We start from the raw sequence: 14913 nt of genomic DNA on the forward strand, positions 1-14913 counted from the left end.
CGCTTGGCCCAGAACTTGGGCAGCGAGATGCGGCCGGTGCGGTCGGCCTCACGCATCAGGTGCGCCGTGATGAGGAAGCCGGAGATGACGAAGAACACATCGACGCCGACGAATCCTCCGGTGAGCGTCTTCGGCCAGAGGTGGTAGACCACAACGACGAGAACGGCGACGGCACGCAACGCCTGGATCTCGGGGCGCAGCGTAGAGGCGGCGCGCGCCGGCTTCTCCGGCTTCACGAATACGGGCAGGCCGTTCTCGTCTTTGGTGAGCGCGTGGGCACGGGGCGCGGAGGAGCTGATGACGTCGGTCATGGCGGTTCCTTTGCAGTCGAGGGGCAGATGACGAGGGCCGCGTCGATGCGGGGAGACCACCGCCCTGGAGAGAGGCTCTGCAGAGAGGAGGAGTGGCTGAAAGCATAACCCGCGTTGTACCCCGATCAGGGGGTACATTTTTTCCGCACTCCGGGTGACAGGCGAAGTTCGATCGGATTTGTCACCCGTTAAATAGAAAATCCCCCGGTCAAACAGGGGACGAGACTCGACAACGCGCGACAGTGCCCATGGTGGAGATGCGGGGAATTGAACCCCGGTCCACTGCTGTAATTCTGTGCCTTCTACGGGTGTAGCTCGCAAAGACGTTCTACTCGGCTCTGACCTTTGCTGCGAGCATCTAGGTCAACGAGCCCAGCCATAGTTCAAGTCCCGCGTAGCCCTAAGGCGTAACCACGCAGCAATCTCTCTAAATTACGCCAGCCCCCGAGTAGAGAGCATCCTCGGACTGACGGACTTCTTTAGTGCGCTCGCTTAGGCAGCGAGGGCGAAGTCAGTGCGCTTGGAATCGGCACTTATAGTTTGCAGACATCGTTTACGAGATAAGCCTGCATCCTCGACCCGCTTCTCACAGTTTTGCAGGCAATGTCGAAACCGATCATCCCCATGGTCACTTCTGCGAAGAAGAGTGGCACTATCGCGCGCTGTTGAGTTTTCAAGCCGCATCCATCGGATGCAGCCCTCTATTGTAGAACGAACGCGGGCGTTCGCGCAGGCCGGAGGAAAAATGACCGAGACCACCATCACCGTGCAGGGCAGGTTCTCCGCCTTCTATCCCGCGGAGCGGGCCACCGTCGAGGTGTCGGTGCACCACGAGGCCTCGAAGCGCCAGCCCGCCTTCGACGCCACTCTCGCCGCGGCCGACGTCGTGCGCGACAACATCGTGGCGCTGCACGACTCGGCGGCCGGCCCCATCACGTGGTGGTCGGGCGAGAACGTGCAGGTGTGGAACGAGAAACCCTGGAACAACGAGGGCAAGCAGTTGCCGCCCGTCTTCCACGCCCGGGTCGGCTTCACGGCCAAGTTCAGCGACTTCACCGCCCTCGCGCAGTGGATCGAGTCCGTGTCATCCGTCGACAGCGTCACCGTCGCCTCGATCGACTGGGCGCTCACCGAGGCCCGCATCACCGCCGTCACCGCCGAGGTGCGGTCGCGCGCGGTGAAAGACGCCGTGTCGAAGGCCAGCGTCTACGCCCAGAGCATCGGGCTGGGCTCGGTCACGGCGGTCGCGATCGCCGATCCCGGCATGCTCGGCGACCAGGTACACGGCGGCGGTTCGCCCGAGGTCGCGTTTATGCGGGCGAAGATGAGCGTGGCCAGCGGCGGGAGCGAGCCCAGCCTGTCGCTCAAGCCGCAGGACATCGAGGTTTCCGCGGTGGTGGACGCGCGGTTCCTGGCGCGCTAGACCGTCGGCGCCACGCGCGAAAGCGGGACCGGCGCGAGCCGGCCCCGCCCCCATACCGCGGCCCTACTCGCGAGCTGCCGGCGTTTGCTTCGCGGCCGAGCGTCGGCGTGCGAACAGCACACCTGCGACACCGAAGAGCACCACGAGCGCCGCGGCGACACCCGCCTCGGTGGGCAACGAACCTCCGGTGTTTGCCAGGGTTCCACGGCCGCGCGCGGGTAGGCCCGCGCCGGCATTCTCGCCGTCAGCCGGCAGGTCGACCCCCGGGGTTTGGCCCGGCGTAACGACCGCCGCGGCGATCGAGAAGTCGAGCACGGATGCCGCGGACGCCCGCGACCCCAACGCCTGCACGACCTCGGCGCGATAGTCGCCCGCCGCCAAGATGCTCGGCAATGTCACCGTCCATTCGCCGTTCGCACCGACGGTCGTGCTGCCGGTGATGTCTCCCGAGATGCGCACCTCGGCGCCGGCGAGACCGGTGCCCGAGAATGCGGCCACCCGCGCGGCGGAATCGAGCGCTCCGCTCGGCGCCGCGCTGATCGCGAGACCGGTGAGGTCGGCGCGCGAGGTGAGCCACGACGACTGCGGGATCGGGTGATCGACGATCCGCGTCTCGCCGATGCAGCCCTTCCACCCCGAGCCGACCACGTTGTCGTTCATGCCCGCACCCATCAGCCAGGGAGCGTCGGGCACAAAGCTCTGGCCGACGGCGTCACTCGCATTGCGCAGCACCGGCGCGCCGTTGACGTACATCGTCGTGGTGCGGTCGGTCGGGTCGTTCACGATTGCCACGTGCATCCAGGTGTCGACCTGGATCTCGCCCGACCAGTTCACCCGGTCGCCGAGCTCGGGCTGGTTCGGGATCACGCTCCACTGGAATTCTTTGAGGTTCGAGAGCCCGAGCACCGCCGGCCCGCCGTTTCCCCACCGGTCGTAGGGCACTCCCGGCATTTCGTTGCGGTTTCCGGTGCGGATGAGGGCCATCATCCACTGGTTGTCGCTCGCGGTCCACGCCGGGTCTATCTTTAGGAAAGTCTCGATCGTGTATCCGGCGTCGAAGGATTCGTCGTTCAGCGGCGCCTCCGCCGACGTGGACAGGTAGCTGAACCGTCCCGCGTTGTCGGAGTTCGTGAAGCACGACACGGCGGTGTCGCTCGACAGGTAGGCGTGATCGGCCACGATCGCCACGTCGCCGACCTCTGCCGTGGCCGAACCGGAGTCGACTATCGACGCCCGGGTCAGGTCGTTGCCGCCCGCGATGTCCTCGATGGTCTGGCCCTCGCCGACAACACCGGAGAGTCCGTCGAACCGCCAGTGGGCGAGGGTTCCGTCGACCAGCGGATAGTCGGCGGCCGAGCCGGGAGCCTCCGTTGATACGGGGTCGGGTCCGGTGAAACCCTCGAGCAGGATGTCGCGTGCCTTGGCCGAGAGCGACGTGCGTGTCGGATCCCCCGCGGCGAAAGCCGGGGCGAAGGCGGCGAACCGGTCGGCGAAGTCGATGTCGATGTCGAACTGCTGGTTCGGTGCCTCGAGAAACGCCTGGTCGTAACTCGTCAGGGTCTCCTGAGGCTTCCACGTGACCCAGGGCGAGGCAGTCTGCACGTGGATTCCGCCGTTGGTGAGGTCGAACTCGAAGAGACCGAGGTAGCCGTTGCCACCCTCGTACGCCATCTGCAGGTCGATGACGACCTCGGAGACGGTGTGACCGAAGTCGTTGGTCTTGGTGAGAAGCGACTGGCCGTGGAAGTGGCCGTTGAGGGTGAGGAAGATCTGGTCGTTGCCGCGGATCAGCTTGTCCCAGAGTTCGAGCCCGTACTCGGTCTCTTTGGGGGTGACACCGTCGGGTTCGATGTCGATGATCTGGTGGGTGGTGAGGATCACCGGCAGCGTCGGATTGGCCTTGATGACGGAATCGGCCCACGCGATCGTGGCATCCGAGGCTCGCCAGGTGAGCGCGAGGACGAGGTACCGCTGGCCCTCGGCCTCGAACACGTGGTACTGGCTGAGTCCGGTCGGGTCGCTGCCCTCGTAGGTGGCGACGCCGGCCGCCCGGTCGGGACCGAACCAGTCGAGAAACGGCTCGTCGGCGAGGTCGTAGCCGGTGTCGTCGAGGTTGTCGTCGGAATTGCGCACGTCGTGGTTGCCCGGGAGGATCGAGTACGGCAGCTTCGCGTCATCCAGAGTCTGCATCGCGCCGTCCGCCGCTTCCCACTCTGCTGCCTGGCCCACCTGGTCGACGACATCACCGAGGTGCGCGGCGAACGGGATGTTGAGAGCATCTGCGTTCTCGGCCAGCCAGTCGGTCTGCACCGCGAACGGGTCGCTTCCGTATCGCGGCATGAATTGATCGGCCGAGTAGCGCGAATAGAACTGCGTGTCGGGAATGACGGCGAGGGTGAACCGAGACGCGAGGTCGTCGGCGGCAGGGGTCGGGGCGGCGGGCGCGGCAGCGACCGGCACCACCGAGAAAAGAGACAGTGCAATGGCGCCGCTGGCAACGGCCGCGCCGGTCATGCGGCGATGACGACGACGTGGGGGTGGAACGTAATTCACAGGAATCCTTCGAATAGAGCGGATTACTGGGTTCGGGTCACCAGCCGACGCTGAGGAGCGTCTCGCACTATAACGTTGTCGCGGTCACCTAAACGGGTCATGTCGCACGTGTGGCGGGCCGATGAGCGGCCCATTGCCGCTTGACCCCGAAACGGGGGTCACGCTGGACGGTCCGCGTCACCGGCAGGCGGGCGGACGGCGTCGTCGACGCAGGGCGGCAGAGCGCAAAGCCGCGGCCGTTCCCGTCCTCCACAGGCCGGAAGACGCGCGCGTTCTCCACAGCAAATCTGCCTCCTGAACAGCAACAATGTGAATGTCGGTGGTCGGAGCGACCATGTCGTCATGGAAGCAATCAGGGCGACATCGGCAGCTGCGGGCGAGTACCTCGCCCGGGTCGCGGGCGCGCCCCTCGACGGCCTGACCGACGAGCAGCTGTGCGCCCAGACGGTCGAGCTCGAGCGGCTCGGGCGCCTGCTCGACGCCGCCAGGGTCAGCGCCGCCGCCGAGCTCGCCGACCGGTCGCGCTTCGGGCTGGGCAGCGACTCGCTGGCCTTCCGGCTCGGGCACGGCAAGGCCGCCCTGCTGGTAGAAGCGCTCACCCGGGTGTCTCCGCGCGAAGCGAGCCGTCGCATCCGTCTCGGCGCGTCTATCCGCTCGGGTCGCGCCATCGACGGATCGCTGCTGCCGGCCGACCACGCCCCGGTCGCCGCCGCCATGGCTGCCGGATCGATCGGCGTCGACGCGGCCGAGATCGTTGTGCGCTGTCTCGACCAGGCGGCGCAGCACGCGGGAATGTCGCTCGAGGCCGAAGAGAATCGCGCCGTCGCAGAACGCGCCCTCGTCGAGATGGCCGAGCACGCCACCGCCGACGAGGTCGGGGTGCAGGCACGGGCGTGGCGCGAGGCGCTCGACCCCGACGGAGCCGAACCGCGCGACGAAGAGGTGTACCGGCGACGCTCGCTGATTCTGGGCCGGGAGAGCAACGGGGTGCGCACGATCCGGGGCACGCTGTTGCCGGTCGATGCGGCGCTGCTGCAGTCGGCCTTCGACGAGGCGGAGAAGCCGGGCAATACCCCGCGCTTCCTGGCCGAAGACGACGAAGCGCGCGGCGTTCGCACGATCATCGGCGACGACGGAGAAGAGAAGACCGAGATCGTCGACGATCGCACGCGCGATCAGAGGCGGTACGACGTCTTCGCCGGGCTGATGAGCGTCGGCGTGCGCGCCTCGGGCAACGCGAAGGTCGAGACGCGCTCGACCGCTCAGGTGACGGCGGTCGTGAGCCTGGACGACCTCGAGCGCGGCGCCGGGGTGGGCTGGCTCGACGGCGTCGAAGAACCGGTGTCGATCGCCACGATCGAGCAGCTCGTCTGCTCGAACGGCAAATCGCTCGTGGTCATGGGCGAGAAGGGAGAGCCGCTCTACCTCTACCGCGGACGCCGCTACTTCACCGAACAGCAGATGCAGGCGCTGGCGGTGCGCGATGGCGGGTGCGTGTGGCCCGGTTGCCACTCCCCTGCCGCGTGGGCCGACGGCCACCACGTGCGCGAGTACGAGAAAGACCACGGGCCGACGAATATCGACAACGGGGTGCTGTTGTGTCCGCACCACCATCGCATGCTGCACCACTCCGACTACGAGATGAAGATGGTCGGCGGGCGCCCATATCTGGTTCCGCCGGCCTTCATCGACCGTGAACGCTCGCCCATCCTGCTCGGCCGGTCGCGCATCGGGGTCAATCTCGCGCTGGGGCGGCGACTCGTCTAGACCGTCCCCTCCGCCACACATGCAACTGCCAGCCACCCGGGACTTAAGTCCCTTTTAGACGAACATCGGCGAGCGTAGCGTCGGGATCACGGCCACCAGACCTCCCATCCGGCCGCCCTCAACGGGCCACACTCTCACCGGGCCTCAGCCCCAACCGAAAGACTCAGCCCCAACCGAAAGAAGAGAACAGCAGTGTCAGCGCAGACATCCACACCTCAAGCAACTTCGGAACGCCGCATTTCCACGTCCGTGCTCGTGATCGGAACGGGCGGTTCCGGACTACGTGCCTCGATCGAGCTCGCCGAGCGCGGGGTCGACGTGCTCGCCGTGGGAAAGCGCCCGAAGAACGACGCCCACACCTCGCTCGCCGCGGGCGGCATCAACGCGGCCCTCGGCACCATGGACGAGGAAGACACCTGGCAGCAGCATGCCGCCGACACCATCAAAGAGAGCTACCTGCTCGCCAACCCGCATACGGTCGAGATCGTCACCAAGGGCGCGCGACGCGGTATCGAAGACCTCGAGCGCTACGGCATGCCCTTCGCCCGCGAAGACGACGGACGCATCAGCATGCGGTTCTTCGGCGCCCACAAATACCGCCGCACGGCCTTCGCCGGTGATTACACCGGCCTCGAGATCCAGCGCACCCTCGTCAACCGTGCGAACCAGCTCGACATCCCTATCCTCGACTCGGTCTACATCACCCGCATCCTGGTGAAAGACAACGTGGTGTTCGGCGCCTACGGGTTCGATCTGAATGACGGATCCCGCGTGCTCATCCACGCGGACGCGGTGATTCTCGCGGCCGGCGGGCACAACCGCATCTGGCGGCGCACGTCCAGCCGCCGAGACGAGAACACCGGCGACTCGTTCCGCCTCGCGGTGCTCGCGGGAGGCCGCATCCGCGACCCCGAGCTCGTGCAGTTCCACCCGAGCGGCATCATCGAGCCCGAGAACGCCGCCGGCACCCTCATCAGCGAGGCGGCTCGCGGCGAGGGCGGTCACCTCTACAACGCGCTCGGCGAGCGCTTCATGGCGAAGTACGACCCGGAGCGCATGGAACTATCCACCCGCGACCGCGTCGCCCTCGCCGCCTACACCGAGATCAAGGAGGGCCGCGGCACCGAGAAGGGCGCCGTTCTTCTCGACATCTCGCACCTGCCGCGCGAGACCATCATGACGAAGCTCCCCCGCGTCTACCAGACCATGCTCGAACTGCAGATGCTCGACGTGACCACCACGCCGATGGAGATCGCGCCGACCGCGCACTACTCGATGGGCGGGGTCTGGGTGCGTCCCGACGACCACTCGACCGACGTGAACGGCCTGTACGCGATCGGCGAGGCCTCGAGCGGACTCCACGGCGCCAACCGGCTGGGCGGCAACTCGCTCATCGAGCTGCTGGTATTCGGCCGCATCGTCGGCGAGGCAGCGGCGCAGTACAGCGCCGGGCTCCTCTCCCACGAACGCTCCGTCGAGGCCGTCGACGAGGCGCGGGCGGAGATCGCGGAACTATTGGCGGCCGACGGCGAGGAGAACGTCCGTGCGTTGCAGCGGGCCATCCGCAACACCATGACCGACCACGCGGGCGTCGTGCGCGACGAGGCCGGGCTCACGGCGGGGCTGGCCGAGCTCGATGCGATCGAAGCGCGCTTCGCGGGGCTGGGCATCCACCCCGACGTCGCCGGCTTCCAAGACCTGGCGCACGCCTTCGACCTCAAGGCCGCGGCGATCGCCGCCCGGGCGACGTTGCAGGCGGCCCTAGAGCGCCGCGAGACCCGCGGGGCCCACAATCGCAGCGACTACCCCGAGATCGACCCGAACCTGCAGGTGAATCTGGTCTGGTCGCACGATGCCGCGACGGGCGAGTCTACGGTCACCCGCGAAGAGATCCCGGCGGTGCCGCAGGAGATCGCCGACCTCATGCGCGACGAGGTGTCCGTGGCGGGCAAGCTGCTGGAGTGACATTGTCGGTTGAGTAGCGCCGTCTACGGCGCGTATCGAAATCCAGGCGGGGGTTTCGATACGGCCGCAGGCGGCCTACTCAACCAGCAGAAGCGCGGGCGGCCCACTCAATCGGCGACCCGCTAGTCGCCCAGGTTGCGGCGCGCCGACATCGCGCGATCCGACTCGCGCTTGTCCTGACGCTCGCGCAGGGTCTGACGCTTGTCGTATTCCTTCTTGCCCTTGGCGACGGCGATCTCGACCTTGGCGTTTCCGTTGCTGAAGTAGATCGACAGCGGGATGAGCGTGTAGCCGCCGTCTTTGATCTTGTTGTGGATCTTGAGGATCTGCTCTTTGTGCAGCAGCATCTTGCGCTTGCGCCGCACCGGATGGTTGTTCCACGACCCGTGGTTGAACTCGGGGATGTGCACGGCGTCGAGCCACGCTTCGCCGCCCTCAATGAAGCCGTAGCCGTCGACGAGGGTCGCGCGACCGGCGCGCAACGACTTCACCTCGGTACCGGTCAACACCAGCCCTGCCTCGTAGGTGGTTTCGATCAGGTAGTCGTGGCGTGCCTTCTTGTTACTGGCAACGACCTTCTGGCCCTTTTCGCGTGGCATCCGTCAGTTCTCTCTGTGTAAGCCAGCCCTCTCATGAGAGCAGCCTTACAGCTTACCCGCAGCTAGACCTTGAGGTAACGACTGATCGCGAACCCGGCGGAGGCCGCGGCCAGGATTCCGCCCACCACGATGAGAATCGGCACGACGATAATCGCCTCGTCGAGCCCGACGAGGGTCGTGGTGGTCGACAGCGTCTCGGCGAGGTAGCCCTTCACGAAGAACTGCACGATCGCGATCACAGCGCCCCCGGCGAGCAACGAACCGATGAGCGCCGCGAAGACGCCCTCGAGGATAAACGGGGTCTGGATGAACCGGTTGGACGCTCCGACGAGGCGCATGATGCCGAGCTCCCGCCTCCTCGAGAAGGCGCTCAGCCTGATCGTGGTGGCGATCAGCAGCACGGCGGCGACCAGCATGAGCGTCGCGAGACCGATGGCGGTGAAACTGGCGGCGTTGAGAACGGCGAAGATCTGGTCGAGATAGCTCCGCTGGTCTTCGACGGCCTGCACCCCGGCGCTCGACGACAGGCTTTCGATGAGGATGTCCGCCTGCGTCGGGTCATTGAGGTTCACCCGGAAGCTCTCGTTGAGCATGTCCTTCGTGACGAAGGCGGTGAGCTGGCTGTCGGCAAACTGTTCCTTGAAGTTGGCGAGAGCCTGGTCGTGGTTCTCGAACTCGAACTTCTTGATGAACGGAGCGAGCGTCGTCGACTCCAGTTGCGCCTCGACGAGATCCTTCTGGTCCTGGGTGGCCTCCTGCTGCGCGCAGTTACCCGTGGAGTCGGTGGCGGTGCACATGTAGACGGCGACCTGGGCTCGGTCGTACCAGTAGCCCTTCATTTCGCCGATCTGCATCTGCAGCAGGATGGCGGCGCCCACGAAGGTGAGCGAGATGAAGGTGACGAGAACGACGGAGATGACCATCGAGACGTTGCGGCGCAGGCCGGAGGCAGCCTCGCCGAGAACGAGTGCGAGCCTCACTGGAGCTCTCCGTTCGACAGGCCGAACCCTTGGATCGGGATGGCCTGCGTCTGGTACCCGCCCTCGCGCTCGTCGCGCACGATCTGGCCGCTCGTGAGCTCGATGACCCGGCGCTTCATCTGGTCGACGATGCCGGCGTCGTGGGTGGCCATGATCACGGTCGTGCCGCCCACGTTGATGCGCTGCAGCAGGTTCATGATTCCGGCGCTCGTCACGGGGTCGAGGTTTCCGGTGGGCTCGTCGGCCAGCAGGATCGCCGGCTTGTTGACGATGGCGCGGGCGATCGCCACGCGCTGCTGCTCGCCACCCGAGAGTTCGTGCGGGAAACGGCCGGTCTTACCGGCGAGTCCCACCATCTTCAGCACGTCGGGCACGGCCTCCTGGATGAAGCCGCGGCTCTTTCCGATCACCTGCAGCGAGAACGCCACGTTGTCGAAGACGGTCTTCTGCGGCAGCAGGCGGAAGTCCTGGAAGACCACACCGAGATTGCGGCGGAAATAGGGGACCTTTCGGCTCGACAACGTGCCGAGCTGTTGCCCGAGCACGTGGATCTGCCCCTGGGAGGGCTTCTCCTCTTTCAGCACGAGACGCAGGAAGCTCGACTTACCGGAGCCGGAAGCGCCGACGAGAAAGACGAATTCCCCCTTGAGAATCTCCAGGCTGACATTGTTAAGTGCCGGCCGGGTGTTCCCGGAATACAACTTGGATACCGAATCAAAGCGAATCATTTCGTGACGAGCCTAGGCACGAGAGAGACGGATGCGGCCCGCGACACCCCAGCGCGGCAACGTTCCCAGCTAGCGAGCCCTAGTCTTTGTCGCGCTTACGCCACTTGATTCCGGCGTTGATGAAGCCGTCGAGGTCGCCGTCGAACACCTTGGAAGGGTTGCCCTCCTCGTACTCGGTGCGCAGGTCTTTCACCATCTGGTAGGGCGCGAGAACGTAGCTGCGCATCTGGTCGCCCCAGCTCGCGGTGATGACCCCGGCGAACTCCTTCTTGGTGGCCGCTTCCTGCTCCTTCTGCAGGATGAGCAGGCGGGACTGCAGCACGCGCATGGCGGCCGCGCGGTTCTGGATCTGGCTCTTCTCGTTCTGCATCGACACGACGGTGCCGGTGGGAATGTGGGTGAGGCGCACCGCGGAGTCGGTGGTGTTGACCGACTGGCCGCCGGGGCCGGAGGAGCGGAAGACGTCGACGCGGATGTCACCCTCGGGGATGTCGATGACCGCGGCCTCTTCGAGCAGCGGGATGACCTCGACGGCGGCGAAGCTGGTCTGGCGCTTTCCCGCCGCGCCGAACGGCGACACGCGCACGAGGCGGTGCGTTCCGGCCTCGACGCCCAGCGTTCCGAAGGCGTAGGGTGCGTCGATCTCGAACGTCGCCGACTTGATGCCGGCCTCTTCGGCGTAGCTGGTGTCCATGACGGTGGCCGAGTAGCCGTGCTTCTCGGCCCAGCGCAGGTACATGCGGAAGAGCATGTCGGCGAAGTCGGCGGCGTCCACTCCCCCGGCACCGGCGCGGATGGTGATGACGGCGGGTCGGGCGTCGTATTCACCGTCGAGCAGCGTCTGAACCTCGAGGTCGCCGAGCACCTTTTCGATCGCCTTGAGTTCGGCTTTCGCCTCGTCGGCTGCCGCGACATCCGACTCGTCGTTCGCCAGCTCGACCATGATCTCCAGGTCGTCCAGGCGCGAGGCGATGCTCACGATCTTCGCCAGCTCGGCCTGACGGTGACTGAGGTCGCTCGTGACTTTCTGCGCCTTGTCGGTGTCGTCCCAGAGGTCGGGAACGCCGGCCTGCTCGCTGAGATCGGCGATCTCGGCCTCGAGCCGTTCGACGCCGACCACCGAGCGAATGTCGTCGAAGGTCGATCGAAGGGCAGCAATCTCTACAGAAAAATCCAGCTCGTCCATGTCGGAGCGAGTCTACCCGCCTGCCTATCGGTCGCTGAGCCTGTCGAAGCGCCCTTCGACGGGCCCAGGGACCGGACAGGCGTAGGGTGAAAGAGATGAGCACCGCCGAGCAACCGTTCCGCTGGCGCTCCATCGCACTCCCGGCCCTGCTGCCGACGCTGCTCTTCTCCATCGGCGAGGGCGCGATCATCCCGATGATCCCCGTCGTCGCGGGCAACCTCGGCGCCACGCTCGCGATCGCCGGTCTCGTCGCCGCACTTCTCATGGTCGGCGAGCTTGTCGGAGATATTCCGAGCGGATGGCTCGTGGCCCGGGTAGGGGAACGCCCGGCCATGATCGGCGCCGCTCTGCTCTCGATCATCGGGCTCGTGATCTGCGTTCTCGCCCCCAACCCGGTCGCGCTCGGATTCGGAATCTTCCTCGTCGGCCTGGCGACCGCCGTGTTCTCGCTCGCGCGCCACGCCTTTATGACCAGCTTCGTGCCGGTCGCCTACCGGGCGCGCGCCCTGTCCACTCTCGGCGGCACGTTCCGGGCGGGTTTTTTCATCGGACCGTTCATCACGGCCGCGGTCATCCACCTCACCGGCACCGCGGCATCCGCGTTCTGGATCCATATCGTGGCCTGTCTCGCCGCGGCCCTCATGCTCATTCTGCTGCGCGACCCGAGCGCCTCGTTCGGCGTGGTGAAGTCCGTGCGCGGCACTACAGGGGCCACGCTGCACGAGGGCGAGGCTCTCGTCGAGCAGGAGGCGAGGGGGCTGTTCCGCACCATCTACGAGAACCGTGGTGTGCTCGCGAAACTCGGCACCGGCGCCGCGCTGATCGGGGCGTTGCGCGCGAGCCGCGCCATCATCCTGCCGCTGTGGGCGCTGAGTATCGGCATCAACGAGACCAATACGGCGCTGATCATCGGCATCGCGTCGGGCATCGACTTCGCCCTGTTCTACGCGAGCGGGCAGATAATGGACCGCTTCGGCCGGCTCTGGAGCGCCGTGCCGTCGATGGTCGGACTCGGGCTCGGGCACCTGGCGCTCGCCTTCACGCACGACCTGCCCGACACGGTGGTGTGGTTCATTTCGGCGGCGATGTTCATGTCGCTCGCGAACGGGGTGGGCAGCGGCATCCTGATGACGCTCGGCGCCGACCTCGCCGACAAGAGCAATCCGGCGCCGTTCCTCGGCGCCTGGCGCTTCACCGGCGACCTCGGCAGCGCGGGCGGCCCGCTACTGGTGGCCGCGCTCACCGGCGCCGCGTCGATCGCGATCGCCGCTGGCACCATGGGCGTTCTCGGCCTCGTCGGCGCCGGCATCCTGCTGCGCTACGTGCCACGCTATGCGCCGCACGTGCCGCGCGGACTGCGCTAGCCGCGTCTCAGTCTGCGGCGCGGTTCAGAATGCGGTGCTCGGCAGGTCTTTCTCGTCTCCGACGATGGCCGCGAGCATCCGTTCGACCACGGCGTCGGGGTCGAGTCCGGCGGGAAAGGCCGGGGCGGATCCCGCGATCGCGCGCGACGCGAGCCCCGTCTCGGTGTGCCCCGGCCGCGCGTCGATCAGGCGGATTCCGCCGCGCCTCGCCTCGCGCGCTGTCGCGGCCATAAACGCCGCGAGCGCCGACTTCGACGCGGAGTAGGCGGCGAGTCCCGCCGTCGGGGATTCCGCCACGACGCCGCTCATGGTGAGCACGAACGGCTCCCGCCCCTCGACGGCCGACTCGGCGAGCACGGGGAGGGCCGAGGAGATCAGCGTGATCGGCCCGGTGGCGTTCACGGCGAAGAGCTTCGCGACGGTGGCGGCGTCGAGCTGCGCCGCGGGGCCGAAGGCGACCACCCCGGCCGCCACGACCACGCCGTCGAGCCCGCCCACCGCGTCGGCGGCCAGGCCGACCGCCGGGTCCGCCTGCGTGGCGAGGTCGACGACGAATCTGCGGCCGGGGACGTCGAGCGCGTCGAGGCGGGCCCGGTCGGTGCCCGTGAGCACGACGTCGGCGCCGGCCGCGACCAGACGGGCGGCGAGGCGCGAGCCGAGGGCCCCGGTCGCTCCGACGACGAGAATGCACTTGCCCACGAGATCGGTCATCGCCTCAGCCTAGCCAGCGCGCGAGTCGATACACTCGAAGCTTGTCGATTCAGCCCCCTCCCCCGCGCGCCCAGCCGTTGCAGCGACTCCGCTCGCTCGACGGTCTCCGCGGCGTGGCCGCGATCGTGGTCGTGGCCTACCACTCGCTGCTGATCAGCCCGACCCTGTCGGGGATCGTCTTGGCCAACCAGGTCGCCGAGCCCGGGTCGTTCTGGGACGTGCTGCTGAACTCGCCCCTGCGCATCTTCATCGCCGGCAACGAGGCCGTGATCGTGTTCTTCGTGCTCAGCGGACTCGTGCTCACCCTGCAGGTGCGGCGCGAGCGCGACTTCAACTGGGGCACCTATTTTCCCCGGCGGCTCGTTCGGCTCTACCTGCCGATGTTCGCCTCGATCGTGTTCGCCGTGATCGTGACGCTGCTGCTGCACCGCGACCGCGAGGCTAGCGACAGCCTCTGGGTGCAGTTCTACACCTACCCCGACTTCGACCCGAAGTTCGCCATCCAGGCCGCCGACGTGTTCAACGGCACACCTGATTTCAACAGCCCGCTCTGGTCGCTGCGATGGGAGGTGCTGTTCTCGCTGCTGCTTCCCGTGTTCGTGCTCATCGCCTCGCGCGGACGCAAGCTCGCGTGGGCGGCGATCGCCCTCGCCCCGCTGGTGGTACTGATCGGCTACGAGTACACCGTGCTGCCGCTCGTCTACCTTCCCGCCTTCATCGTGGGCATCGCACTCGCCAAACTGTTCGGCGTGCGCGACGCGACCATCGACGCGGCCCAGCTCGCCCAGCCGGTCACCCCGTGGTGGGGCCATGTCGCCTGGTTCGCCGGGGCCGTCGCCTCGCTGTTCCTGCTCATCCTGCACTGGTTGCTGCAGCCGCAGTACGGGGCGAACACACACGTCGCCTTCGTGTCATCCGCCCTCATCGTCCTCGGCGCCGCGGGCATCGTCACCGTGGCCGCCCGCTGGAAGCCGGCCGTGCGCGTGCTGTCGCTGCCGCCGATCCACTGGCTCGGACGCATCTCGTTCAGCCTCTACCTCGTGCACGCGCCGATCCTCATCGCCACCGCGAACGTGGCGCACGACCTGCCGTGGCCGGTGCAGGCGATCATCGGCGTCGCCATCTCGTTCGGTGTCGCCGAACTCTTCACCCGGTTCGTGGATGTACCGAGCCACCGCCTCTCGAAGAAGATCGGCCGCACGGCGCCCGCGCCTGCTGCGCGCGCGAGTACTCCCGCCGCCTAAACAACAGGTGTAAGTTAGTCACGGTTCCGATTTCGATCGTGACGTGCATCAGACCCGTTTGTCCCATGTGTATCCGATTCTG

General features: G+C 66.9%; 12 protein-coding genes and 1 other RNA gene. 5 read left to right on the plus strand and 8 right to left on the minus strand.

Features of this window, described 5'->3' with window-relative positions:
* Positions 1-311 (minus strand): acyltransferase family protein (locus ACLQ6X_RS03290; RefSeq protein ID WP_411698744.1); only part of this gene is annotated, 311 nt, incomplete at its 3' end.
* 249 nt (positions 312-560) lie between these two features.
* Positions 561-935: a transfer-messenger RNA gene (ssrA, locus tag ACLQ6X_RS03295) on the minus strand.
* A 121-nt stretch (positions 936-1056) separates the two neighbouring features.
* Between ssrA and ACLQ6X_RS03300 the strand changes: the two genes are divergently transcribed.
* Positions 1057-1734, plus strand: coding sequence for an SIMPL domain-containing protein (locus ACLQ6X_RS03300; RefSeq protein WP_411698745.1), 678 nt, complete (start codon positions 1057-1059; stop codon positions 1732-1734).
* Between the two features lie 63 nt (positions 1735-1797).
* Here the strand turns inward: ACLQ6X_RS03300 and ACLQ6X_RS03305 are convergent, their stop codons facing one another.
* The gene (locus tag ACLQ6X_RS03305; RefSeq protein WP_411698746.1) at positions 1798-4248 is read right to left on the minus strand and encodes a LamG-like jellyroll fold domain-containing protein; all 2451 of its coding nucleotides are present in this window, start codon (positions 4246-4248) and stop codon (positions 1798-1800) included.
* A gap of 381 nt (positions 4249-4629) precedes the next feature.
* On the opposite strand from ACLQ6X_RS03305, the gene ACLQ6X_RS03310 reads away from it, so the two are divergent.
* Together ACLQ6X_RS03310 and ACLQ6X_RS03315 are read left to right on the plus strand one after the other, a co-directional pair.
* Positions 4630-6054 (plus strand): DUF222 domain-containing protein, encoded by a 1425-nt coding sequence (locus ACLQ6X_RS03310; protein WP_411698747.1) that lies wholly within the window; start codon positions 4630-4632, stop codon positions 6052-6054.
* A gap of 192 nt (positions 6055-6246) precedes the next feature.
* The gene (locus ACLQ6X_RS03315; RefSeq protein ID WP_411698748.1) at positions 6247-8019 is read left to right on the plus strand and encodes an FAD-binding protein; all 1773 of its coding nucleotides are present in this window, start codon (positions 6247-6249) and stop codon (positions 8017-8019) included.
* Positions 8020-8141: 122 nt separating this feature from the next.
* Here ACLQ6X_RS03315 and smpB read toward each other — a convergent pair whose 3' ends face one another.
* From smpB to prfB, 4 genes are all read right to left on the minus strand, one after another.
* Positions 8142-8618 (minus strand): SsrA-binding protein SmpB, encoded by a 477-nt coding sequence (smpB, locus tag ACLQ6X_RS03320; RefSeq protein WP_411698749.1) that lies wholly within the window; start codon positions 8616-8618, stop codon positions 8142-8144.
* Between the two features lie 62 nt (positions 8619-8680).
* The gene (ftsX, locus tag ACLQ6X_RS03325; RefSeq protein ID WP_411698750.1) at positions 8681-9598 is read right to left on the minus strand and encodes a permease-like cell division protein FtsX; all 918 of its coding nucleotides are present in this window, start codon (positions 9596-9598) and stop codon (positions 8681-8683) included.
* Entirely contained in the window at positions 9595-10326 is a 732-nt protein-coding gene (ftsE, locus tag ACLQ6X_RS03330; protein WP_411698751.1) for a cell division ATP-binding protein FtsE, read from the minus strand. The genes ftsX and ftsE overlap by 4 nt, the downstream gene beginning before the upstream one ends.
* Before the next feature lie 79 nt (positions 10327-10405).
* Positions 10406-11512, minus strand: coding sequence for a peptide chain release factor 2 (gene prfB / locus ACLQ6X_RS03335; RefSeq protein WP_411698752.1), 1107 nt, complete (start codon positions 11510-11512; stop codon positions 10406-10408).
* 95 nt (positions 11513-11607) lie between these two features.
* Between prfB and ACLQ6X_RS03340 the strand changes: the two genes are divergently transcribed.
* Entirely contained in the window at positions 11608-12876 is a 1269-nt protein-coding gene (locus tag ACLQ6X_RS03340) for an MFS transporter (RefSeq protein WP_411698753.1), read from the plus strand.
* A 24-nt stretch (positions 12877-12900) separates the two neighbouring features.
* Here the strand turns inward: ACLQ6X_RS03340 and ACLQ6X_RS03345 are convergent, their stop codons facing one another.
* Complete coding sequence (locus ACLQ6X_RS03345; protein WP_411698754.1) at positions 12901-13587, minus strand: SDR family NAD(P)-dependent oxidoreductase; 687 nt, start codon at positions 13585-13587, stop codon at positions 12901-12903.
* Between the two features lie 41 nt (positions 13588-13628).
* On the opposite strand from ACLQ6X_RS03345, the gene ACLQ6X_RS03350 reads away from it, so the two are divergent.
* A complete protein-coding gene (locus ACLQ6X_RS03350) occupies positions 13629-14831 on the plus strand; it encodes an acyltransferase family protein (protein WP_411698755.1) in 1203 nt (400 codons plus the stop codon).
* Positions 14832-14913 lie beyond the last annotated feature (82 nt).

The sequence above is a fragment of the Conyzicola sp. genome (assembly GCF_046714715.1).
Lineage (GTDB): Bacteria > Actinomycetota > Actinomycetes > Actinomycetales > Microbacteriaceae > Conyzicola.

Coding starts and splice junctions, on each gene's coding strand:
- ACLQ6X_RS03300 (WP_411698745.1), top strand. CDS start 1,057: ATGACCGAGACCACCATCACCGTGCAGGGCAGGTTCTCCGCCTTCTAT.
- ACLQ6X_RS03305 (WP_411698746.1), bottom strand. CDS start 4,248: ATGACCGGCGCGGCCGTTGCCAGCGGCGCCATTGCACTGTCTCTTTTC.
- ACLQ6X_RS03310 (WP_411698747.1), top strand. CDS start 4,630: ATGGAAGCAATCAGGGCGACATCGGCAGCTGCGGGCGAGTACCTCGCC.
- smpB (WP_411698749.1), bottom strand. CDS start 8,618: ATGCCACGCGAAAAGGGCCAGAAGGTCGTTGCCAGTAACAAGAAGGCA.
- ftsE (WP_411698751.1), bottom strand. CDS start 10,326: ATGATTCGCTTTGATTCGGTATCCAAGTTGTATTCCGGGAACACCCGG.
- prfB (WP_411698752.1), bottom strand. CDS start 11,512: ATGGACGAGCTGGATTTTTCTGTAGAGATTGCTGCCCTTCGATCGACC.
- ACLQ6X_RS03340 (WP_411698753.1), top strand. CDS start 11,608: ATGAGCACCGCCGAGCAACCGTTCCGCTGGCGCTCCATCGCACTCCCG.
- ACLQ6X_RS03345 (WP_411698754.1), bottom strand. CDS start 13,587: ATGACCGATCTCGTGGGCAAGTGCATTCTCGTCGTCGGAGCGACCGGG.